Genomic DNA, 23018 nt, shown 5'->3' with positions numbered 1-23018 from the left:
TTATGAATGAAGCAACCAAACGAACTATAGTAAAAGAAATAGATGCAATCTTATATGAAGAACATAAGGTATTAGACCATGGATTTATTCGAGTAGTGGATTATATGGGCTCTGATAGCGCTATAGTTCAAGCTGCTCGTGTTTCTTATGGCAAGGGAACAAAACAGATAAGTCAGGATGAAGCACTTATAAAGTATTTAATGAGACATCATCATACAACTCCATTTGAAATGTGTGAAATTAAGTTTCACGTGAAACTTCCAATTTTTGTTGCAAGGCAATGGATAAGGCATAGAACTGCAAATGTGAATGAATATTCAGCAAGGTATTCAATACTTGATAATGAATTTTATACACCTAAACCAGAACAAGTTGCAAAACAATCTGACAATAATAAACAAGGTAGCGGGGAAGCTTTTGATCCAGATACCTCAAAGGAAATAATAGATTCTCTAATAAATGACTCTAATTTAGTATATTCTCATTATGAAAAATTTATTGAGCAGGGGCTTGCAAGAGAAATTGCCAGAACTAACCTAATGCTTAATTACTACACGCAATTTTATTGGAAAATAGATCTGCATAATCTCCTTCATTTTTTGAAGCTTAGAGCTGATAAGCATGCCCAATATGAAATCAGAGTTTATGCAGAAGTTATGCTGGATATAATAAAAAAATGGGTTCCACTGGCCTACAATGCCTTTGTTGAATATTGCCTAGAATCAGCCTGTATTTCAAGAACTGGTCTAGAAATAATTCGCAAATTAATTAAAGGGGAAAACGTTACTAGAGAAGAAAGTAATATTGGTAAAAGAGAATGGGGCGAGCTGATGTCTATACTTGATAAACAATCTTAAAGATAAAGGCATACGTGTCAATCTCCTCTGTCAGTTAACTCTCGTTCACCAGATTGAATCTTGCTTTTTACATCACATTAACTCATCACTTTTATAGAACATCTCATTAAAATCATTTAGAGTTCCAAAATCCTGACCCTTGATAAACAGGTGATCATTAGCAACATGTGCTTCATCAAGAGTAAACAGCTCGTAATGATGATTGTGAGCGGGCCTAACAATTTCATTATATAAAACCATTACTTGTTCGTAGTTATATCCATCGCCAGCATGATATTTACCACGTACGGTATCATAAAAATTCTTTACATCATCATATGTCACTTGCAGCTCCACCTTATACTTTCCCACTTCAAGAGGACTTCCTGTCTTTATTTTTAAGGGATGTTGTGAATTTGCAACACTGTTAGAAGTTTCTGCTTCAATATCAGAATTTTTATCCATATTTTCTATCACACTTGCCATAACAGTTTCTTGTTCATCTTCTGTTGGTTTTGTTTGTTTTTCAGTCTTATTACTGCTACTGTCAGTTTCCACAGTTACTTTTTTTACTTCTATATCTTTTTGAGCTTTCTCATTACTTTGCTTGTGTATTTCATCTCCATGCAATTTTTCCTGCAGAGCTTTTTTCGTATCAGCATAATCATCACGATTGCTTTGCAAAGCTGGTTTATAACTGCTGCTATCATCCGCTTGCATTTGATCTATATAGTTAGATTCTTCTTCCTGTATAGTATTTTTTGCGTTATCCTCACCAACCGTTCCTTTCTCCCCAGACTTGGCTTCACTCTCTACCACAACTTCTTCGTCTACTTGCTCATCATCAATTGTAAATTCAGTACCTATCTGATTGCTATCTTCCTCCAATTCATTAGATAATTTTTCAGATAGCTGGTCACCACTCAAATATGGTTCCTTTGAATATTTAGCATAATTATGGGGATCGGTTCTGTTTTCTGAATAAAACCCACTTTCAAAGTCTGAGTAGGAGCTTTGATTGAGCACAAAAAATAAGTTTTCATAATTAACCAGCATATCACTATCAGGGCTAACAAAATTTAAATATTCATCGCCTTCCCATTCTGGGTGGTGTCTATACTCTGCTATGTAGTATTTACTAGAGTCGAGAGGTATCTTGTCACCTTCTTCCCCATCAAGTTGTAAAACTACTGCTGAATGCCCATTACCTAAATCATTACCTTTTACCACTTTGAATATTTTAATCTCATCCTTTTCTACAAGTTCTTTTAACTCCTCGTTCTTTTCATTTAACTCTTCCTCCCTTTGTCTTTCTGCTTCTCTCTCTCTTGCCAATCTTTCTGCTTCTTCATCAGCTTTCTTCTGCAGTTGTGAGAATACATTTTGTAATATATCTTGTGTGGTTAAGCTATTTGTGTTGCTTAAAAAATTATCTAACACATTTGATGCAATTGGTGACAATTCACCGTGATCATCAAATACTTTTTCCTTTGCTTTATCATAGTGATTTGGGTTATAGATTGCATACAGAGGATAAAAACCATAATCTGCAATTGACGCTCCGTCAGGTGATAGTTCCATTGAGAATCCATAGTAATTAAGTGGAAGATTGGAGGTTAAATATTTACCGTTATCATCCCTAACGTGTAGCTCACTTCTACCATTGTGCTCACTATATTTGTTGTAGTAGATATAAAAATTCTCATGGTTAAGATTGAAGTGATCATCTAGATTATCGAATTGAATTGTACTGCCAAGCTTCTCGCGCAAAAGATTTTTGCTTTCATCTGTAAGCTTTATATGTGCAGAAAAGTAGTATCGATCTATAGGTTCGCCTTTTTCTATTTCAAAGTTCAAAGTAATCTTGTCGTTGACCATTGGTAGCCTCCACAAATTCTATAAATCATTTTATTTATCAATCATACGGTCTGTACTATGAAAAATGTGTTAAACGTTAAGATTTTCTCTGTACCGATTCATCTATATTGCCAAGCTTAATAAAGTTACAAGCTCTTTAAAACAATGTTAAACTCAATCACTATGGCAAAAACAGTTGACGTATTACTACCACTTCCAATTGATCAGTTATTTTCATATGCAATTGAGGAAAATACTGAGATTTTACTTGGAGATTACGTAGTGGTGCCATTTGGCAAAAAACGCTTAATCGGAATAGTTTGGAAATACAGTGATAAAAGTAACCGAGAATTAAAATTTATTGAGCAAAAAATCGATTTACCAAATATTAGACCAAAATTGATTGCATTTGCAGAGTGGGTTGCACAATACAATTTAATACCTATTGGTATGCTTGCCAAAGTGATAATGGGAGGAGTGTTAAAAGTAAATCACATAGATAAATTGGTTTGTGTTGAACAAAAGCAGGAAACAAGTGAAATAAGTTGCCAATTAAGCCCTGAACAGCAGATAGCTAGTGATAAAATAATCAGCAATTTGAACGAGTATTCAGTGACTTTGCTTGACGGTGAGACAGGATCTGGAAAAACGGAAGTTTATCTCTCTGTGATTGCACAATTGATTAAGAATTACACTGCCGTTCCAAATGCTGCTCAGACTTTACCATCCCAGTGCCCAGAGACACAACTGTACGAACATTGTGATTTGGGTCTACCAAGAGGGTGTCATCCGAGTAGCCTGACACTGGGATCCAGTTTTTCATATAACCTCATTACAAATGTTTATTTTAACTTAAAACCAATACCTAATTTACAATCAAAATTCCTGGATTCCAGTGTCAAGCACTGGAATGACACCTTTATACTCAAGGCAAAACCCACTGTAACATTTAGCATACCGTCTTTGCCACGTACTAGTATGACACCAGAATATGTTGAAATGACATCAGGAGAAGGTAATACACAAATTTTAATCCTCCTACCTGAAATTGTTTTAACTTCACAATTGGTAAATCGTGTTCGCGGTCAGATATCAAAAAACTTAGTTGAATGGCACTCAGGGCTCACTCCAAAAACTCGCCGGAATAATTGGCTCAATATAGCAAATGGAAATGCGCAGATAATTATTGGTGCACGGTCAGCGCTTTTTTTGCCTTATAAAAACCTAAAATTGATTATCGTTGATGAAGAGCACGACTCATCTTTTAAACAAGAACAGGGAATTATATATAATGCTCGAGATATGGCGATAATCTTAGCCAAATTTGAAAATATTCCGATTATTTTATCATCAGCTACTCCACTGCTTGAAACGATTCATCATGTTAAAAACGGGAATTACAATCATGTAAAGCTAACTAAACGATTTGGTGGTGCAGAATTGCCACTCATTAAAGTAGTAGATATGAGGAACAACAAGCAATGGATCTCCTCTGAGCTTTTTGAAAGCATCAAACAAACCATAGAGAAAAAACAGCAGGTTATGCTTTTTCTAAACCGCAGAGGGTATGCACAACTGGCAATTTGTAAAAAGTGTGGATATAAAATTTCCTGCTTAAATTGTGCTGTTTGGCTTACATATCACAAGAAAAAAAATGCTCTTTTGTGCCATCATTGCTCTTATCAATTAAAACTTCCAGAGAAATGCTCTAATTGCCAAAGTGAACAGCCATTGTCCCTCTACGGCATAGGAATTGAAAGGTTGCTTGAAGAAATGGTGAAATTAATACCAAACGCAAAAACTGCGATGATAAGCAGCGATCAGAAGTCGGTTAGTAACGTAATTGACTTGATATTGAAAGAAGAGGTGAACATTATAATCGGCACACAAATAATTGCTAAAGGGCACAATTTTCCCAAATTAACTTTGGTTGGAGTAATGAATGCAGATTTGAGTCTCGAAAATTCTGATTTGAGAGCAGCGGAAAAGACGTATCAATTATTGCACCAAGTTGCAGGCAGATCAGGAAGGTTTAATGAAAAAGGAATGGTAATAGTGCAAACCAATAATCCTGAAAGTTCAATAATAAAAGCATTGCTGCATCAAAAAAGAGACTCATTTTATGAAATCGAACTTAAGTCAAGACGCGAAGCCAAAATGCCACCATTTAGCAGATTAATAGCGCTTATAATCTGTGGTAAGAATCAGATTGCAACACAAAAAGCAGCGAATGAAATAGTAAAATCTCTTCTCTGTCATTCAAGTAGCTCAACTATTTGTATCCAGGAAAAAAATGTAGGTGTAGACAAAAAGGAATTTGAAATTCTTGGCCCATCACCAGCAGCGATAAATTTTTTAAATAATAAGTATCGGTATAGGGTATTATTAAAAATACACAATAAGCATAGTCTATCCATACAAAAAAAGCTGAAATATTGGATTAAAAATTGTAACTTGAATTCGAGTATTGCAGTGATAATAGATGTTGATCCTGTGAGTTTTTTTTAACGAGTTTATTTATATTCGTTAAGCCTTCTTGCCAATTACCACAACATTCTCACTGGGAAAAAAATAATCAGGTACAGCCATATTTTTCGGTGCAGGACCCCCAATTACTCGACCTGATGTATCATAATATGAACCGTGGCAAGGACAGAACCAACCATTACCATCTCTTGTAGCGTGGTCAACCGGTACACACCCAAGATGTGTACATATTCCAAGCATAATTAACCATTCGTCTTTTCCTTCGTATACTCTCTGCTCATCTAATTGAGGATCCCTCAAGCTCTTCACATTCACAGCTCTTGCAGCCTCAATTTCTTGCTTTGTGCGTCTACGAATGAATACTGGTTTACCTTGCCACTTTACTTTTACTCCGTGTCCTTCCTGAATTCCAGACAAATTCACCTCCACTGTGGAAGTTGCTAGAACTTCAGCAGAAGGATTCATAGATTTAACCAGTGGCCAAAGTCCGCTTGCAGCTCCTATACCTGCCATAGCGCATGTAGTTAATGTTATAAAATCTCTCCTACTCTTATTTTTAGTAAGATCTTTAACAGGAGGTGTTTTTTTATCCTCTTTGTCTGCCAGTGGTTTTTTATTTTTAGTTAATTTTTTGTCCATTGATCTTTACTTAGCCATAAGTATATATTTTAATTTAAATACTGCGTATTAATCAACAAAAACTTGCGCTTTTTGTTTAACCTATACTACGGTTAAGAAGCGATAGAGTTTTCAACTTCAAAAATACTATCTTCAGTGGAATCAGGATCTTCAATTTTCGCTACTGACACCACTTTTTCTCTACTTTCTGTTTTAAACAGAGTGACTCCTTGAGTGCTGCGTCCTGCAATTCTAATCTCATTGACCGAAATGCGAATTAACTTTCCTTTATCTGTAATAAGCATTATATTATCACCCTGCTCAACTGGAAAACTAGCAACAACATTACCGTTTCTGCTAGTAGTAAGAATATTGGTGATACCAACACCACCCCTGTTAGTTACTCTATACTCATACGCAGAAGTTCTTTTACCAAAGCCATTTTCAGTAATAGTTAATATAAACTCCTCATTCACTGCAAGTTTTAAGAATAATTCGTTATCTATTCCTAAATCATTCAAAGTCTTTTCCAATTTAGAATCAATGGAGTTATTAATTGCAGTCCCCAGTCTTTTTGCAAGTGGAACTTTTAAGTAAAGTTCTTTTGTTTCTGTTGCTACACCTATCCCATTTAATATGGTCATGGATATCACGCTGTCATTCTTTACAAGTTTGATACCTCTTACGCCATCTGAATTGCGACTCTTAAATTGACGCACATCACTTACAACAAATCTGATACTTTTTCCAAGCGTTGTTGAAAGTAAAACATGGTCAATTTCATTACATACCTTAACCGATACTAATTTGTCTCCTTCATCGAGCTTTATTGCTATTTTTCCATTGCTTGGAATATAGTGAAAGTCCGCTAAGGAGTTACGCCTTATGTTTCCATAGGCAGTAGCAAAAACTATGTTTTGATTTTCGTCATTTTCACTTGGCAATGGCATGATATTAGTTATAGTTTCACCATCGCTAAGCGGAAATATGTTAACAAGTGCTCTTCCACGTGCGGTTGGCTCTGCAAGAGGTAACTTATAAACTTTTAATCTATAAACTCGACCAATGTTAGAAAAGAATAAAAAGCTAGTATGGGTATTTCCAACAAATAATTCTGTGATTACATCCTCTTCTTTTAATCCCTGTCCTAGCTTTCCTTTTCCACCACGACGCTGAGTTCTGTAGTGAGAAAGTTTTACACGCTTGATATAACCATTCATAGTTACGGTTATCACCATATCCTCTTGTGGAATTAGATCTTCAGCTTCAATGTCCGCGTCTGACTCTTCTATTGAAGTTTTTCGCGGCACAGCAAATCTGTTCTTTATTTCTTGTAGATTGTTTTTTATTTCTTTCATCAACTTCTCTCCTGAGCCAAGAAAAGCGATATATTCTTTTATCAGGTTGATCATTGAACTTAGCTCAGCTTCTAATTTGTCTTTTTCAAGGCCTGTTAAACGCTGCAGTTTCATATCAAGGATAGCTTTAATTTGTAGTTCAGTTAATCTATACACTCCATCTTTCAAAAAGCTTGCGCTATCTGAAATCAACTCGATAATAGTATTGATTTCATTCGAAGTTTTCCATTCTTTATTTAAAAGTTCTCTACTTGCTTCCGCAGGATCTTTTGCACCGCGGATGATTTTTATCACTTCATCTATGCTGAGGACCGCAATGTAGAGCCCTATATATATATGAGCTTTTTCCCTCGTTTTTCTTAGACGAAATTCTGTTCTCCTGATTAATACTTCTTTTCTAAAATCAACAAAAGCAGTTATGATTTCTTTCAATGACATCAAAGCAGGCCTGTTGTTATTGAGCACTAAAGTGTTAACACTAAAACTACTTCTTAGTGGAGTTAGCCCCAATATTTGATTAAGTATAAAACTTGCTTCAGCATTTCTTTTGAGGTCAATTACTACTCTAATACCAGACTTATCGGACTCATCCCTAATTTCTGTTATACCATCAATTCTTTTTTCTTTTACAAGCTCACCTATCTTCTCAATTAATTTTACTTTATTTACCTGGTAAGGTATTTCATCAATCACTATTGCTTGCCTATCTTGTGGCAGATCTTCTATATGAGTCTTGCCTTGCACAACAATTGATCCACGACCAGTTGCAAATGCTGATCTTATTCCAGACCTTCCAAGAATTGTTCCCCCAGTTGGAAAATCCGGCCCTGGCATCACTTCAAGTAACTCATCCAAAGTAACTTCAGGATTATTTACATATAATATACAAGCATCTATTATTTCTCCAAGATTATGAGAAGGAATATTGGTTGCCATACCAACTGCAACACCACTTGCACCGTTTACCAATAGATTCGGAAACTCTGCAGGCAGCACAACTGGTTCTGTTTCATTTCCATCGTAGTTTGGCCTAAAATTAACTGTATCTTCATCAATATCATTCAGTAAAAAGTGCGACACTTTTTGAAGTCTTGCTTCTGTGTATCGCATTGAAGCTGGTGGATCTCCATCTATCGAACCAAAGTTACCTTGCCCATCAACAAGTGGTAAAAGAAGAGAGAAATCTTGGGCCATTCTAACCAAGGAATCGTAAATAGCTGCATCACCATGTGGGTGATATTTCCCCATTACATCCCCAACTATACGAGCTGCCTTTTTATATGGCTTACCGGCATCGAATCCAGCTCTTGACATTGCATATAATATGCGCCTGTGAACAGGTTTAAATCCATCCCGCACGTCAGGTATAGCCCGGCTTATGATAACGCTCATTGCGTAGGAAAGATAAGAATCTTCCAGCTCTTTTACTATTGAGATTGGTACTATATTATCCTGCATTTTCTATACTTTAATGAAGTAATTAATAATACTAACATTCAGTTAAGCAAATGGGCAATGACAGACTTGAACTGCCGACCTCCTCGGTGTAAACGAGATGCTCTACCAGCTGAGCTAATTGCCCCTTTAGATCTAATTCTATAGCTCAATATTATTATTGTAAACAAAAATAGCAATAAATTGTATCCGTTCAGCAGAGTGGCAAAATAGGTAGACAAGGTGATCTAAAAAGATAATCATAGAGTAAATGTGAGGTAAGTCCTTACAATAAATGGTGTCATCCAAGTAGCCGACACTGGGATCCAGAAAAAAGAATGGTGTCATTCCAGTGCTTGACACTGGAATCCAGCTTTTTCATAATCATTAAAACGTTGTATTTTTACATAAAACAGCTATTTTTATGCTCGCCAACTTAATAAAATTCCTGGATCCCAGTGTCAAGCACTGGGATGACACCCTCCTGATGGGCCAAAATCACAATGTTCGTACAGTTATGCATTTGTTGTGTAAATTACCTTTGCAAACAAATGTTCGTACATCTGTGTTTCACACACTTTGCTTCAATATTTGCACATTAGCCACTCCCTTGAACAGATACGATAAATTAGATTTAGGTGAGCTATAAGCTTTTATGAAATCTTTGAGTGCGTGCTGTGAAGTTTTATAAATTTTAGTCTTGCTGTCACTTTGTATAAAGGTATTTTTTCACTCACATCTTTCGAAGTTGTAGCCATGTTCAACAATTTTAAGTAGAATATTGTAGCATTTTGAAAATCTGAAAGTTTATCTAGAATAACAGCTAAATTATAAGTATAAAAAATATTGTTTTCATCGAGGGAAATAGCAGTTATCATATACTCTTTACCTTTTACATAATCCTCCTTTTTCATATAGATCATACCTAAATTTGCTAATAAAGGAGCATAATTTTTATGTATATCATACAATTTTAACATTTCACTCAACGCCAGATCAGGATTATATTGTGAGATTATCGTCAGAAAATTTTTTAATATGTAAGGGTTACTAGGGTGTTCTTTTAACAGTCTTGTGTAAATCTCTACAGCTTTTTTGTATTCTTTATTAGCGTAATAAATATTTCCCAATCCAATTAAAGCATTTTTATGATAAGGAAACTTTGCAATGATCTGATTAAGGAGAGAAATAGCTGTTTCATTATCTCCTGATTCAAAGGAATCTTTTGCTTTTTTTAAAGTAGAGTATATGTCAAAACTCTTGCCAGAATTCTGCGCAATTTTGATGTTAAATTTATCACTTTTTCTCTCAATAACATCAAGATCTTTATATTTTTTATCAGCTTTTATATGCTTGACAACACTATCAAAGGCCTTCTGTATCTCCAAATTTTCACTAGCATAGGTAACAGAAGACCTCCATAAAATCACAACGCAAATTAACATGCAGATAAACATAGGTCCTAGTGTTGTGGCATTGGCTGCAGCGTGTAACCAGTAAACCTTATTTCTTTGAGCTATATGCAACACATTACAAATTCATAAATGCTAAATTACCTATCTCATACAATAATAAAGATATTATTAATTAGCGGGACGAACATGCTGTGTAGCCTTTCAGAATGCATTTATCTTTTGTCTTCCATATTTCGCTTTATTTCCACAAAAATGCTTCAATTTATCTTAGTCTGGTAGAGACTCATGACCTTGAAACCAGCGATTTGGTCTCATAACCATAGTCTCCCCAAAAGAACCGTGCTTGCGGATTTCCCGCACACGGCTCCACAATACAGCGTTCACACTAGTGCTCCTGTGTATAAAGAAACATATACCTTTGGTTTTGGTAATGGATTTACTTTTAAATAGTGTATAAATTGTTCCCAATCCATACTTTTCTTTTGACTACGTCGGTTTATCCACTTAAATGCTAACTTTGTTACCGGTCGATAGAATTGAATCAAACACCGATAATTTCCGCTAACTCCGAAGTAGCTATAGTGTCCTGTTAGTTTGGCTTTAAGTTTCTGCCACCAATCTTTGAGACAGATACGACTTCGTACCATCTTCAACCATTCTTTGATTTCTTTAATCTTTCTGGCTAGGCTTATTTTTGAAGTTTTCTGCTTCATCATAAGTTTACCATTACGACTTTTTCCACAATAATGTGTAAATCCTAGAAAGTTGAAGCTAGCCGTCCTACGTTTCTCTCTTTCTGCTTGATACCATTCTTTCTTACCAAACTTTACTATTTTTGTTTTATTTTCAGCTATTTCCAACCCAAATTTACTTAGTCTTTGTTTCAGTAATTCTAGAAATTCTTTTGCGTCTTCTTCCCTCTCGCAGCCAACTACAAAATCGTCGCAAAACCTTATTAGCTGTAAATATCCTCTGGCTTTTGGCTTAAATTTCTTTTCAAACCATAAGTCCAGCACATAGTGTAAGTATATATTAGCTAATACAGGGCTTACTATACCACCTTGTGGTGTGCCTTGATCGGTTGCTTTATAACATCCAACTTCGACTATTCCTGCCTTTAGAAATCGTTTTATTAACCACAATAAATTTGGGTCAGCTATTCGTTCCCTTAGACAATTCATTAGCCATTTATGTTGAACATTATCAAAGAACTTCTTGATATCCACTTCTACAATATAGTTAATTGGTTTGTGCATAACTGCTTTATCTAGAGCGTTTATCGCCTGATGACAATTTCTTCCTGGTCGAAATCCATACGAGCTGTCCATAAAGTTTGCTTCATAAATATTTTCTAATATCTTCTTTAGCATTACCTGTACCAACTTATCTTCCGTTGATGGTATTCCGAGACCGCGCTTCTCTTTGCTCCCGGCTTTGGGTATGTATACCCTTTTCACTGGTAGCGGTTGATATTGTTTTCTCTTCATACTATCCACTAGTGTTTTAAGTTTCTCTTCTAGATTTTCTCCATAAGCTTCCACTGTCACACGATCTATACCACAAGCCTTGTTGCGTTTTAGTTCCTTATAACACTCTGCAAGATTCTCTTCATTAATCAAATGAACTAATGATGTAAATTTTACTCGCTTATCTTGCTTAGCCCTTACTGCTATCTGGTTTAGTTTTCCTTGCATACTCCTCCAATCTCTGTTGTATTGGTATAGCAATCCCTATACCAGTCACTATATTGCTAACCGCTTCCCCTTGTATGTGGCTTTCCCACACTCCGAGTACTATCAGTTAGTCCGACTTCCTTTGCATCTTCCTCCAGTCCTCGCCTTTATTGACTTGTTCCAGAGTACCCTTACAGGAATACAAAGGATCTCCCAAGTTCACGTAAGGTCCATCTCAACACATGACGCGGCCTTCGATCCCGATGAGGTGAGTAATATCTTGCCTTAGCGTTATTACCCATGTTGCCTTCCACCAAATGTAAAGTGTCAGCCCCCATGACGCGTGAATTACGGGACTCAATACCTTCACTTTCGTTGCACCCTATGTTGTCCATTCCATTAGCTTTACTACGCTCGTTACCTTACGCAGCATAATGGTTTGTTCCAGGTTGCCGGCTAAGCTTTACCCGTGTTGGATTTTCACCAACTGTTCCTTACGCACTTCTTGGCGCACACATTTTGTCAACTACCTTTGTAGATTTAAAAGGGCATTTTTACATATTCCATATGGCTGCCAGTTGCACCCCTCACATGCGTACTCGAATTTCTCTAAAGACATTTTCTCCCTAATCTTTTCTACCGCTTCACTCCAGGTCAAAGTCTCGCCAATTTTAATTCCTAAAATTTCCATATGCCTTCTATCTAGCTCTAAAACTTTAGCTTGTTCGGTGCATTTACCTTGTTTAGTCTGGTTTGGGCAAGCACTACAAATACTATCAAGGTTACCAACTACTTCGATTTGAGTACTAACCACTTCACTTGCTATCTTCCTATAATTTTCTACAAAACCCTGAGAATACCCATATCCCCGAAACGCGAGGGTGCACATAAAATGATGAGGGCGAAATTTTATCATTTTTTCAAATATTGCAAAGCTGCTACAAGTAGAAAAATTTTTATCAAACCAGGAAGGATAAATGGTAAAACACCCACCATTATTGCTTGTCCCAGACCCAAGTAAACAGCAAGCCAACTAACACCACAAATAAAGATTACAACTGTACCAGCCAGACAACTTAAAGAATTACACACAAATGATTTATATTTAGAGTTCAGTCATTCATTTACTTTGCTCATTACCATAACAGCAGCTAAACAGCCAATTAAATATCCACCTGTTGGTCCAAGGAGAGCGTGATAACCACCAGAAAAATTTGCAAGAACAGGCAATCCTGCTGCACCAAGTGATAGATATGTAAGCACAGAATAGAATGCTGTTCTGCGGTTAAATTTAAGCCCAATAAGCATTACTCCTAAAGTTTGCAATGTGATAGGCACAGGCTGCAATGGTATACTTATTTGAGCCATCAAGAATAAAAGTAAAACGCAAGACAATATTTCAGCCAGTGTTGATCTGCTGCTAGATTGTGTTATAAACATACCTTCCCAATAAAAATAACTTATTAAATGTAATATATGTGTATGAGAGGTTTTGCAATTTAAATTTTGCTTATATTGTGCTACAATGAATTATTTATGCACTATTAAATTAAAAATGATGAGTAAACAAGATCTATTATCGTTGATGAAAGCAAGACACAGCGGACGTTCATACGATCCTACAAGAGCAATATCTCAGGAAGACATGGATATTTTAATGGAAGCTGTAAGGCTGACTCCCTCATGTTTTGGTGATGAACCCTGGAGATACGTAATATGCAACAAACAGAACAATCAAAGCGCATGGGAAAAGCTGCTAAATTGCCTTGATGAATCTAATCAAAAATGGGCAAAAGATGCACAAGTGTTAATCATATCTTTAAGCGCTAAGAATTTCCGCAAATCTGATAAAGGTGAAAATTTTTGGGCTAATCACGATACTGGTGCAGCGAATTATGGACTTATGTTACAAGCTGCAGTTATGAACTTAATGGCCCATCAAATGGGTGGATTTGATAGAGATAAAATAGTGAAAGAGTTCAATATACCCAATGACTTTAACGTAATGTCAGTGATAGCGGTTGGTTACGAAGAAGAGGGTGCTGAAACAAGTAAGAAGAAAAGAAGACCAATAGAAGAAATATTTTTTTATGATGAGTGGCCAAAATTCTGAAAATTTTATCAAAATGCACGGCACTGGTAACAATTTCGTTATCATAGACTCACGTTCAACAAACAATTTAGACTGGAACCATAGACAAATTGCTGATCAAAGCAGTTGTGATCAAGTGATAATTATAACAATGTCTAATGCTGCAGACTGTTTTATGCATATCTATAATGCTGATGGCAGTCGAGCTGAAATGTGCGGAAACGCAGTACGCTGTGTTGGATATTTGATAATGTCAGAAAAAGGTGCTGAATACTCCATTATTGAGCTAACAAGCAAACGCATTTTAGAGTGTTTTAAAGTGGGTGATAAATCCATAAAGGTTAACATGGGTAAACCTTTGCTAAAATGGCATGAAATTCCCTTATCTACTGAGTGTGACACTCTTCACTTACCTATAGAGCTTGAAATGCTAAAAGATCCTGTTGCAGTAAATATTGGCAATCCTCACATAGTTTTTTTTGTTGATAACATAAGTGAAATACCATTGCGAAATTTAGGACCAAAGCTAGAAAATCACGCATTATTTCCTCGGAAAATTAATGTTAGTATTGCACAAGTTGAAAAGTCTGGAGAAATAGCTTTAAGAGTTTGGGAAAGAGGTACAGGCATTACTGCATCATGCGGTAGTGCAGCCTGTGCAGCACTTGTTGCATCCACACTACGTGGATATCTGGTTGCCCAACAGACTTCAGTAAATTTACCAGGAGGCAAGTTATTAATCGAATGGGCAAATAACGTATTCATGACCGGTGATATAGGGTTTTTGTGACCCTAATTCTAGTGATGCATTACTTCCAATACCTTCTTACCAATTACTGCAGGGGTTTCAGCAATTGCAATTCCAGCGCTCCGCATAACTTCTAGTTTTGCACCAGCACTTCCACCGCTGGAAGAGATGATTGCTCCAGCGTGTCCCATACGTCTTCCTGGAGGTGCCGTTTGGCCTGCTACAAAACCAACGATTGGCTTTTTAGTTTTTTCTGTTTTCACAAAATGTGATACATCTTCTTCTTCGTTTCCACCTATTTCACCAATAACTACAATACCATGAGTATCGTTATCTTTTAAAAAGAGCTCCATACAGTCGACAAATGTTATACCATGAACTGGATCCCCCCCAATTCCGATACACGTGGATTGACCAAGACCAACAGCGGTTGTTTGTGCTACTGCCTCGTAAGTTAAAGTTCCGGAGCGAGACATAATTCCTATGTGTCCACGCTTATGGATATGGCCAGGCATAATTCCTATTTTGCATTCTTCAGGGGTAATAATTCCCGGGCAGTTGGGACCAATCAATCGACTTTTTGAGCCGATAAGCGCACGCTTAACTTTCACCATATCAAGTATAGGAATGCCCTCTGTAATACAAATTATCAATTCTATTTTTGCATCTATTGCTTCAAGTATTGCAGCAGCAGCAAATTTAGCAGGTACATATATAACTGTAGCATTTGCACCGGTTTTTTCTTTGGCTTCTGCTACAGTATTAAAAACCGGTAAATTAAGGTGAGTGCTCCCACCCTTTCCAGGAGTTACACCTCCCACCATTTTCGTTCCGTAATCAATTGCTTGCTCTGAATGAAATGTGCCTTGTGCACCAGTAAAACCCTGGCATATTAATCTTGTATCTTTGTTTACTAAAACGGACATGCTTTATTTTACCTCTTTTACTATCTTTTGCGCAGCTTCATCTAGCTCATCTGCAGCAATAATATTTAATCCTGACTCTTCTAAAATTTTTTTTCCTTCTTCAAAATTAGTACCTGATAATCTAACCACTAGAGGAACTTTAATGCTCATTTCTTTTGCAGCCGCAACAATTCCACTTGCGATAATATCGCAACGCATTATACCACCAAATATGTTAACCAGAATTCCTTTTACGTTGCTATCAGACAATATGATTTTAAATGCTTCAGTTACAGTTTCTTTACTCGCTCCACCACCAACATCCAAAAAGTTAGCAGGCTCTGCTCCGTAGTATTTTATTATATCCATTGTTGCCATAGCAAGACCTGCACCATTTACCATGCAACCAATACTGCCATCCATTTTGATGTAACTGAGCCCATACTTTGAAGCCTCTATCTCTTCTTTCACTTCCTCATCATAATCACGAAGTTCCATAATTTCTGGGTGACGATATAAAGCATTATCATCGAAATTAATTTTTGCATCGAGCGCAATAAAATCTCCAGAATTTGTTTCAACCAGTGGATTAATTTCAATTTGGCTCGCATCAGTTGCAATAAACGCATCATATATTTTTTTTGCAATGTTCGATATCTTTTCTATTTGTTCTGGACTCAAATGAAAACTGCTGCTTAACTTGCTGCTATCAAAACTTGTAGCAGGATCAATATCAAATTTCACAATTTTTGCAGGAGAATTTTTTGCCACTTCTTCGATGTCCATTCCACCTTCTGAGGAAAATATGAATATTGGCCTACTGAGCTTCGGGTCGATTACCAGGCTTAAATAATACTCTTTCTTAATGCTTGAGCCTTCTTCAACGTACACTTTTCTTACTTGCTGCCCGCTTGGCCCTGTTTGATGAGTAACTAAAGTCATACCAATCATGTCCTTTACAAACTGTTGAGCTTCTTCAACTGACTTTGCTAGCTTTACGCCACCGGCTTTACCCCTACCACCTGCATGAATTTGAGCTTTAACTACAAACACGTCAGATTTTAATTGACTTACTTGAGTCTTTACTTCTTCTGCAGATGTAGCAACAAAACCTTTTGGCACTGGGACATTAAATTTATGCAAAACTTCTTTCGCTTGATATTCGTGAATATTCATAAAATAACCAATGATAAACTATTAACTTGAGTACAAACTACCAACCATAACGTTGCCTTCTGCACTCTTGTTGGTACCTCTTTTTTTTAGCTTCAGCTTTCTTTTTAGCTCTTTTTTCTGATTTTTTTTCATGATATTGTTTTTTCATTTTCAACCCTCTTCCTTCCTTTTGAATTGTTTTTTTCAATACTGGAAGAGCTCTGTCTACATCACCATAATGGACTGATACTTCTATCAAACTCTATACCTCCTTCGGTAATCATTTCAAAATCTATTTATAAATTAGAAAATTAACATTGTCAATTATTTTATAAACTTGAGCGTTAAAATGTAATATGCCATAATTTACATGGTAAATAATGTCATTCCAGTGTCAGCTACTTGCTTACTGATGGAGATTGCTCTTATGTTACAGCGTTCTTACAATTATACTAACATCGGGGCGGAGAGATTTGAACTCCCGACCCTTTGGTCCCAAACCAAATGCGCTACCAGGCTGCGCTACGCCCCGACTTCTTTACTCAGAGTATCAATAACTCAGGCAAAATGCAAGATTCATTTGTTTACTTTAGAAAAAATATAATATGAGATTTAATATTATCTTAGAATATGTTTTTTATTAGCTCCTCTTTAACAACAGACTGCTTCGTAGAAAGTCTACAGGGTTTTTGTGCGCGCAACACTGAACCAGATTTCTTTATGACCCAAACCTTAGTCATATTTAAAAATCTAGCTACACCAATTGGTGAAAGTGAGTGCAGCAACTACAGCAGTATCGACCCTTAAAATTCTTTTTCCTAGACTCAATTTTTGACAAAACTTATCGGCAAGATCAAGTTCATAAGATGAAAAACCACCTTCAGGGCCAACAATAATAGCAACATTTTTTTTGCCTTTCAGCACTTTGTCAGCTTTACCTGTTTCATCACACAAAACAAAATTTTTACTCTGGGAATCAGGTAACTCACAAAAGTTAATAGGAGGCAAAATCTCTGGTATACTTATCCTACCTGATTGTTCCGCTGCTTCGATTGCTTGTAATTTTGCTCTACTTAGGTTAATATTTTTTACCACTGTACGTTCCGTTGAAATAAATTGAATGCAGATTACTCCCATTTCAGTTGCCTGTCTTACTATGTTGTTCAAAGCAGCACTTTTTACCATGGCACAATACAGGTATAAATTTTCCTCATATTGCTGTTGTTTAGTGCATTCTTTGGGTGTAACTTCTGTCAATTTACGCGATATATTAACTACTTCTCCTAACCATTCTCCATCTTTTCCATTAAAAAGAGAGAGATTATCATACTTCTTAAGCCGCATTACATTGCAAATATAGTGACTTTGTTGTGGATTAAGTGCTAAACTCACGCCTTGTGATAAAGCTTCTTCAACATAGAGCCTAATTTTTCCCATTCAAAACTTTAATTATATTCTACTTGAGTGACTCTTACGGGATTTGAACCCGTGTTACCACCGTGAAAGGGTGGTGTCCTAACCACTAGACGAAAGAGTCAACTTGAATCTAACTAGGTTATATCGATTACATATATAAAGTCAATTCAATTATTTTGAATCACATAGTTAGAGGGATATATCAGTAATCTTATATCGACAGCCTCCTATTACTCCATGCTCAATACTCACTGAACCTATCTCAGATTTAGGAGCTAATTCTAATTGTTGTTCAACTTTTGTATCGGAATCATAGCCAGAATCTCTACGCTCATATTTCTGCCTTATTTCTTCTACACTAAAGCCAGCCTTGGTCTTAATTTTTTGATCATTAGTCTGTTGCTGACTTATCGACTTATTAGCACTTAGCTCATTTAGCTTCACTTGCCAATCATTCACTTTATCTTGCACTAACCCATGGCAAGTTCCAGAATTAGCTTTTATGTCTTTTGCTTTTCTTTCTGCTCTTTTCTTGGACAAATCTACCCTAGCATAAATAGGTTCTGACGACTGTTCTGGCTCTTTCTGTTTTAGGCTAGTAGGCTTTTTTTGTTCTGAAAGATCATCTATAGTGCAATAAATAGGTTCTTCTGATATACTCAAATAACCACTATCTTCCAATGATAAATTTTCAGTGGATTTTTTATGTGAATCATATATTTCAGCATAAATAGATTCTTCTGATACACTCAAATAACCATTCTCCCCTAATGAGTTACTAACCTTAGCATCATACACCTCAGCGTAAATTGGCTCTTTTGAAGGCAAAGCATCATAATTAGTGCTCTTTGGCTTATACTCAAAAGTTCTAGAAGGTTTTTGAGGTGGTATTACATTGTTGTTCACCTCAGCGTACATAGTTATTGGCTCATATTCAGAGGTTCTAGGAGGTTTTTGTTGTATAGCTTCAACATTCAAATCATCTGTAGAATAATACTCTGCGCCTTTTCCTAGTAAAAAGGAAACTGTGGGGTGAAGAATTATCTCTGCTGGTAAGTTTTTCTCACTATCCAATTTTAGATTTTTTGATTCTGCTAAACTCTCAATAACACGAATTATAACATTCTTTCCATTCTCATCTATTGAGTGGATATCAGCTCCACGATTAATCAGCAATTCCATTATTTTGTGATCTGTAGCATGTCCTAAAGCCTGATTTAAAGCTTGATTATTATTTATATCAAATGATCCTGTATTCTTGAGAGACATAGTCTTTGAAAAGAATTTTCTAAAACTATTTAATGCATCATAGAGAATTAGAGTCAGTTTAACACCTTTTATGTCATTGTTTTTGACAGATTTAATTAAAAAATTATCTATTATGCCCATGATTATACCCCCTATATAAAAGCTCACTACCATGGTACAATTTTAAACTATGATGATTTATTTTCTACTAATAGCAGCTCTCTATAACCACTTAACAAGTGGTGGCATTGACATCATAATTGCATCTGGATTGCCGTCAGTCATTAAACCAAACCTTGTGCCACGATCGTATAACAGATTGAATTCTACATATCTGCCACGTTTTATTAATTGATTTTCTCGTTGTTCTTTTGTCCAAGATTTTTGTATATGTTTACGTATGATGTGCAAATAAATTTCCAAAAAGGCTTCACCTACTGCTTTTGTGAACTCAAAATCGTTTTCCCAGTTGCCAGAACTCAGATTATCATAGAAAATGCCACCAATACCACGTGGCTCTTTTCTGTGTTGTAAGAAAAAATAATTGTCACATTGCTCTTTAAATTTTGGATAATATCCGGTGTCAAATCTATCACATGTCATTTTGATTGATTCATGGATATACTTGCAATCTTCTTCATTTTTATATATTGGCGTAAAATCCATTCCTCCACCAAACCATTGTTTTGAAGTATATATCAGCCTTGTGTTCATATGTGCTGCAGGGATAAGGGGCGATTGCATATGAGACACTAAAGATATACCGCTTGCCCAGAACTCTCCGTTACTTTCACTTGCACCAGGAATTTCATTAATGGCTGAATCTGCAAATTTTCCGTGTACTTTTGAAACGTTTACTCCAACTTTTTCAAAAACATTACCAAAAATAATTGTAGATTCACCACCTCCACCACCTGGGCGATCCCACTTTCTCTTTTCGATTTTTGGCTCTGCGGATGATTGTTTTTCAATTAATAAGAAAGATTCTATAATCTTATCTCTTAGTGCACAGAACCATTTAAATGCTTGTGTTTTTTGTTTTTCCATAATATCCTCTTGCTAGCTTATTAACATTGTTATATCTGATATTTAAGGAACTTAATTAGATTTGGATGATAATTATCTATCAAAGACGTTAATAAATCTATAATAATTAAATCAATATAATAGAACATTTTCGTATGTACAACAATGCCAAGTAACAATAATGAATAAAAGATACATAGATAACAAAAAAGAGAACAGGGTTGACTTCATACTAAGAAATTATGGAATGTCAATTGTTGTGATGGCAGTTATTATGCTCTTACCTCCAGTAGCAATATCGATACTCTACTTTTTTGATATATATAGTCAGCATATTAATATAGAGATTAATTTATTAGTTAGCATTCTAACAACTCTCTTTATGGTGTATAATGTAAAACGCTACAGATACCTACTTAATACTATAGAATTTCAAAATGCAATATTTGCAAATGCACTAAGTCATAATACAGAATTTTGCCTTATTTTACATAAAGATGAAGGTATTATTTATGCTGATGCAAGGTTCTACGAAAGGTTTAAAGATCATATAGATGATGACATTACGTTAGACAAGATTCTTGAAATAGGAGATGTTTCAGAAGCAGACAAAAAAGTACTCTATCATGCACTAAAAAATAACTCTTCTGTACAGGTATGCATTTCCTTAAACAAGAAGAATAGAGTATCTAACTTTCTTTTGCTCTTTGAGCCGATACCAGATAATCCCCAAATTGCTATAAATAGTAATAAGATTTTAAATTTATCATTAGTGCCAATAGCAAGGCCAGATGGGTATTTTGTATTAAAAGCAACACAGATAAACAAGGAGCAGATATATGAAGAGTTAATAGAAAAACACAGCATAGGAACTTACATTGCAAATGCCAAAGGGGTGATTTTATCTGTAAATAAAAGATTTTTAGACATATTTGAACTAAAAAAACTGGAAAAAGGTAGCTCAATCAGTGATTTTATATCTCAATCTAAATATAACAATACAACAACCGATAATGAAATTTTGTTTTTTACTATAAGTGGTATTCCATTCAAGGCTTATATGAGCACTGCTATATTTTGTGATAAATACAACCATAGCTATATATATGGCTTTATAACACCAACCGAATCAAATATTGTTGATTATCAATTACACCCTTGTTTTGCAAATTCATCAATTGCTATTGCACAATGTGACATAAACGGCAACTTTGTAAAGAAAAATACGGCACTAATAAAGCTTGCAGGGTCAGATAATAATTCAATCTTTACGTTGATATTGGATAGTTATCATGTGAAAATACGTGAATATTTTTCGAGTAATAGAATAAATAATGCGTCTTTTGATGTACAGCTCAACGGCGGTAATAACATAAAAATATATTTCAATAAGTTTCTTCATAATAAAATGATCTTCATACTTTGTTATTTTATTGACAATACTGAACACAAAAACCTAGAGATAAAGCTTGAGCATTATCAAAAGATGCAAGCTATAGGGCAGTTAGCAGGTGGTATTGCGCATGATTTCAACAATATATTGACTGGGATAATAGGATTTTGCGATTTGCTTTTACTCCAACACTCAGCTGGTGACCCATCTTTTGGAGATATAATACAGATACAGCAAAATGCAAAGCGTGGATCAAATTTAGTAAGACAATTGCTTGCTTTCTCAAGAAGACAGACCTTGCAGCCAAAAATTATTGATGTAAATAATACTATAGCTAATCTTTATGAAATGATAAAAAGATTAATAGGTGAAAATATAAAATTTAATATTTATTATGGTAGAGACTTGGGTGCTGTTAGGGCTGATCAAGGGCAATTAGAGCAAGTTATACTTAACTTAGCAGTCAATGCTAGTGCTGCTATGGAAAAGGGCGGAGAATTAACTATACGAACCTTTAATCAAAAGATTGACTCATTAAATTCTACACCTCAGGATATGTTTTCTCCAGACAAGGAAGCGATTGAACATGGAAATTATGTTGTGATTGAAGTAATTGATACTGGATGTGGAATGACGAGTGATACAACTGAAAAGATCTTTGATCCATTTTTTTCTACCAAAGATATTACCTCTGGTACAGGTCTTGGCCTCTCTACTGTATATGGCATTATTAAACAAACTGAAGGATACATCTATGTTGCTAGCAAAGTAAATCATGGAACTAAATTTAGCATATTTTTGCCCATGGTTTACATATCAGATGAAAATGATAGAGAGGAAGATAGTGAAGAAACAGAAAAACCGGTAGTAAGTGAAATTAAAGGTAATGGTATAATTTTATTAATCGAAGATGAAGATTCAGTAAGGGAATTCATCTCTAAAGCACTCAAAAGAAAAGGATTTGATGTAATAGAAGCAAGCATAGGCAGCGAGGCGCTAGAAATAATCAGTAAAAAAAGTCAACATATAGATCTTATAATCACTGATGTAATCATGCCAGAGGTGAGCGGCCCAGAAATAGTTAAAGAAGCATTGATCCATAGGCCAAATATCAACGTTATTTTTATTTCTGGGTATGCAGAAGATGCTTTTTTAAAGAGTGATGACATCAATATAGAAGATTTTCACTTTTTGCCAAAACCATTCACTCTGAATGAATTAGGAAACAAGGTTCAAAGTGTGTTACACAAAGCAAAAAAGACAGTCTAATTTTAGTGTGGTTAGCAACAAAAAAATTTTCTAATGCAAAAGTTTCTTGCATATATACAATAGAATTATTTTATACATAAGATAAAAG

18 protein-coding genes, 3 tRNA genes and 1 pseudogene are annotated in these 23018 nt (G+C 35.5%); 5 read left to right on the top strand and 17 right to left on the bottom strand.

Annotation, left to right across the window (positions count from 1 at the left end; all coding sequences use genetic code 11):
- Nucleotides 1-2 precede the first annotated feature (2 nt).
- Complete coding sequence (thyX, locus tag ABWU55_RS05150) at nt 3-857, top strand: FAD-dependent thymidylate synthase (RefSeq protein ID WP_010082033.1); 855 nt, start codon at nt 3-5, stop codon at nt 855-857.
- Between the two features lie 72 nt (nt 858-929).
- Here thyX and ABWU55_RS05145 read toward each other — a convergent pair whose 3' ends face one another.
- A complete protein-coding gene (locus ABWU55_RS05145) occupies nt 930-2714 on the bottom strand; it encodes a hypothetical protein (RefSeq protein WP_010963093.1) in 1785 nt (594 codons plus the stop codon).
- A gap of 144 nt (nt 2715-2858) precedes the next feature.
- On the opposite strand from ABWU55_RS05145, the gene priA reads away from it, so the two are divergent.
- Complete coding sequence (gene priA / locus ABWU55_RS05140; RefSeq protein ID WP_209472365.1) at nt 2859-5201, top strand: primosomal protein N'; 2343 nt, start codon at nt 2859-2861, stop codon at nt 5199-5201.
- 18 nt (nt 5202-5219) lie between these two features.
- Here priA and petA read toward each other — a convergent pair whose 3' ends face one another.
- From petA to ABWU55_RS05100, 8 genes and pseudogenes are all read right to left on the bottom strand, one after another.
- Nucleotides 5220-5819, bottom strand: coding sequence for a ubiquinol-cytochrome c reductase iron-sulfur subunit (petA, locus tag ABWU55_RS05135; RefSeq protein WP_010963095.1), 600 nt, complete (start codon nt 5817-5819; stop codon nt 5220-5222).
- Between the two features lie 92 nt (nt 5820-5911).
- Nucleotides 5912-8614 carry a DNA topoisomerase (ATP-hydrolyzing) subunit A gene (gene gyrA, locus ABWU55_RS05130; RefSeq protein WP_070356997.1) on the bottom strand — a complete coding sequence of 901 codons (2703 nt, stop codon included), beginning with the start codon at nt 8612-8614 and terminating at the stop codon, nt 5912-5914.
- 51 nt (nt 8615-8665) lie between these two features.
- Nucleotides 8666-8738 (bottom strand) — tRNA-Val (locus ABWU55_RS05125).
- Between the two features lie 505 nt (nt 8739-9243).
- Nucleotides 9244-10119: a tetratricopeptide repeat protein gene (locus ABWU55_RS05120; RefSeq protein ID WP_010082043.1), complete on the bottom strand. Its 876-nt coding sequence runs from the start codon at nt 10117-10119 to the stop codon at nt 9244-9246.
- A gap of 266 nt (nt 10120-10385) precedes the next feature.
- Nucleotides 10386-11699: a group II intron reverse transcriptase/maturase gene (gene ltrA / locus ABWU55_RS05115; protein ID WP_006280268.1), complete on the bottom strand. Its 1314-nt coding sequence runs from the start codon at nt 11697-11699 to the stop codon at nt 10386-10388.
- The gene (locus tag ABWU55_RS05110; protein ID WP_255324786.1) at nt 11662-11790 is read right to left on the bottom strand and encodes a hypothetical protein; all 129 of its coding nucleotides are present in this window, start codon (nt 11788-11790) and stop codon (nt 11662-11664) included. The genes ltrA and ABWU55_RS05110 overlap by 38 nt, the downstream gene beginning before the upstream one ends.
- A 414-nt stretch (nt 11791-12204) precedes the next feature.
- Nucleotides 12205-12594 (bottom strand): DUF1284 domain-containing protein, encoded by a 390-nt coding sequence (locus ABWU55_RS05105; RefSeq protein WP_010082044.1) that lies wholly within the window; start codon nt 12592-12594, stop codon nt 12205-12207.
- A pseudogene (locus tag ABWU55_RS05100) lies at nt 12591-13118 on the bottom strand (biotin transporter BioY). The gene ABWU55_RS05105 and the pseudogene ABWU55_RS05100 overlap by 4 nt, the downstream one beginning before the upstream one ends.
- 85 nt (nt 13119-13203) lie before the next feature.
- On the opposite strand from ABWU55_RS05100, the gene ABWU55_RS05095 reads away from it, so the two are divergent.
- Together ABWU55_RS05095 and dapF are read left to right on the top strand one after the other, a co-directional pair.
- Complete coding sequence (locus ABWU55_RS05095) at nt 13204-13791, top strand: nitroreductase family protein (protein ID WP_095742826.1); 588 nt, start codon at nt 13204-13206, stop codon at nt 13789-13791.
- On the top strand, nt 13772-14560 hold the full coding sequence (gene dapF, locus ABWU55_RS05090; protein ID WP_353286570.1) for a diaminopimelate epimerase: 789 nt from the start codon (nt 13772-13774) through the stop codon (nt 14558-14560). Before ABWU55_RS05095 ends, dapF begins: the two co-directional genes overlap by 20 nt.
- Before the next feature lie 8 nt (nt 14561-14568).
- Here dapF and sucD read toward each other — a convergent pair whose 3' ends face one another.
- From sucD to hemF, 8 genes are all read right to left on the bottom strand, one after another.
- On the bottom strand, nt 14569-15444 hold the full coding sequence (gene sucD, locus ABWU55_RS05085) for a succinate--CoA ligase subunit alpha (protein WP_010963102.1): 876 nt from the start codon (nt 15442-15444) through the stop codon (nt 14569-14571).
- A 3-nt stretch (nt 15445-15447) separates the two neighbouring features.
- Nucleotides 15448-16599, bottom strand: coding sequence for an ADP-forming succinate--CoA ligase subunit beta (gene sucC, locus ABWU55_RS05080; protein ID WP_006279820.1), 1152 nt, complete (start codon nt 16597-16599; stop codon nt 15448-15450).
- Nucleotides 16600-16636: 37 nt separating this feature from the next.
- Nucleotides 16637-16837 (bottom strand): 30S ribosomal protein S21, encoded by a 201-nt coding sequence (gene rpsU, locus ABWU55_RS05075; protein WP_006279819.1) that lies wholly within the window; start codon nt 16835-16837, stop codon nt 16637-16639.
- A gap of 199 nt (nt 16838-17036) precedes the next feature.
- Nucleotides 17037-17110, bottom strand: a tRNA-Pro gene (locus ABWU55_RS05070).
- A gap of 218 nt (nt 17111-17328) precedes the next feature.
- Nucleotides 17329-18015, bottom strand: coding sequence for a 16S rRNA (uracil(1498)-N(3))-methyltransferase (locus ABWU55_RS05065; RefSeq protein WP_006279818.1), 687 nt, complete (start codon nt 18013-18015; stop codon nt 17329-17331).
- Between the two features lie 28 nt (nt 18016-18043).
- Nucleotides 18044-18115: transfer RNA gene (locus tag ABWU55_RS05060), tRNA-Glu, on the bottom strand.
- A 68-nt stretch (nt 18116-18183) separates the two neighbouring features.
- Entirely contained in the window at nt 18184-19383 is a 1200-nt protein-coding gene (locus ABWU55_RS05055; protein WP_338481927.1) for a hypothetical protein, read from the bottom strand.
- Nucleotides 19384-19464: 81 nt separating this feature from the next.
- A complete protein-coding gene (hemF, locus tag ABWU55_RS05050; RefSeq protein WP_064124995.1) occupies nt 19465-20289 on the bottom strand; it encodes an oxygen-dependent coproporphyrinogen oxidase in 825 nt (274 codons plus the stop codon).
- A gap of 160 nt (nt 20290-20449) precedes the next feature.
- On the opposite strand from hemF, the gene ABWU55_RS05045 reads away from it, so the two are divergent.
- Nucleotides 20450-22930 (top strand): response regulator, encoded by a 2481-nt coding sequence (locus ABWU55_RS05045; protein WP_353286197.1) that lies wholly within the window; start codon nt 20450-20452, stop codon nt 22928-22930.
- The last annotated feature ends 88 nt before the right edge of the window (nt 22931-23018 follow it).

This window comes from Wolbachia endosymbiont (group A) of Crataerina pallida, assembly GCF_964028475.1.
Taxonomy (GTDB): Bacteria; Pseudomonadota; Alphaproteobacteria; order Rickettsiales; family Anaplasmataceae; genus Wolbachia; species Wolbachia pipientis.
The sequence above is the reverse complement of the archived record's forward strand: the minus strand, read 5'-3'. Positions and strand labels throughout refer to the sequence as shown.

Coding starts and splice junctions, on each gene's coding strand:
- thyX (WP_010082033.1), top strand. CDS start 3: ATGAATGAAGCAACCAAACGAACTATAGTAAAAGAAATAGATGCAATC.
- ABWU55_RS05145 (WP_010963093.1), bottom strand. CDS start 2,714: ATGGTCAACGACAAGATTACTTTGAACTTTGAAATAGAAAAAGGCGAA.
- priA (WP_209472365.1), top strand. CDS start 2,859: ATGTTAAACTCAATCACTATGGCAAAAACAGTTGACGTATTACTACCA.
- petA (WP_010963095.1), bottom strand. CDS start 5,819: ATGGACAAAAAATTAACTAAAAATAAAAAACCACTGGCAGACAAAGAG.
- gyrA (WP_070356997.1), bottom strand. CDS start 8,614: ATGCAGGATAATATAGTACCAATCTCAATAGTAAAAGAGCTGGAAGAT.
- ltrA (WP_006280268.1), bottom strand. CDS start 11,699: ATGCAAGGAAAACTAAACCAGATAGCAGTAAGGGCTAAGCAAGATAAG.
- ABWU55_RS05105 (WP_010082044.1), bottom strand. CDS start 12,594: ATGATAAAATTTCGCCCTCATCATTTTATGTGCACCCTCGCGTTTCGG.
- ABWU55_RS05095 (WP_095742826.1), top strand. CDS start 13,204: ATGAATTATTTATGCACTATTAAATTAAAAATGATGAGTAAACAAGAT.
- dapF (WP_353286570.1), top strand. CDS start 13,772: ATGAGTGGCCAAAATTCTGAAAATTTTATCAAAATGCACGGCACTGGT.
- sucD (WP_010963102.1), bottom strand. CDS start 15,444: ATGTCCGTTTTAGTAAACAAAGATACAAGATTAATATGCCAGGGTTTT.
- sucC (WP_006279820.1), bottom strand. CDS start 16,599: ATGAATATTCACGAATATCAAGCGAAAGAAGTTTTGCATAAATTTAAT.
- ABWU55_RS05065 (WP_006279818.1), bottom strand. CDS start 18,015: ATGGGAAAAATTAGGCTCTATGTTGAAGAAGCTTTATCACAAGGCGTG.
- ABWU55_RS05055 (WP_338481927.1), bottom strand. CDS start 19,383: ATGGGCATAATAGATAATTTTTTAATTAAATCTGTCAAAAACAATGAC.
- hemF (WP_064124995.1), bottom strand. CDS start 20,289: ATGGAAAAACAAAAAACACAAGCATTTAAATGGTTCTGTGCACTAAGA.
- ABWU55_RS05045 (WP_353286197.1), top strand. CDS start 20,450: ATGAATAAAAGATACATAGATAACAAAAAAGAGAACAGGGTTGACTTC.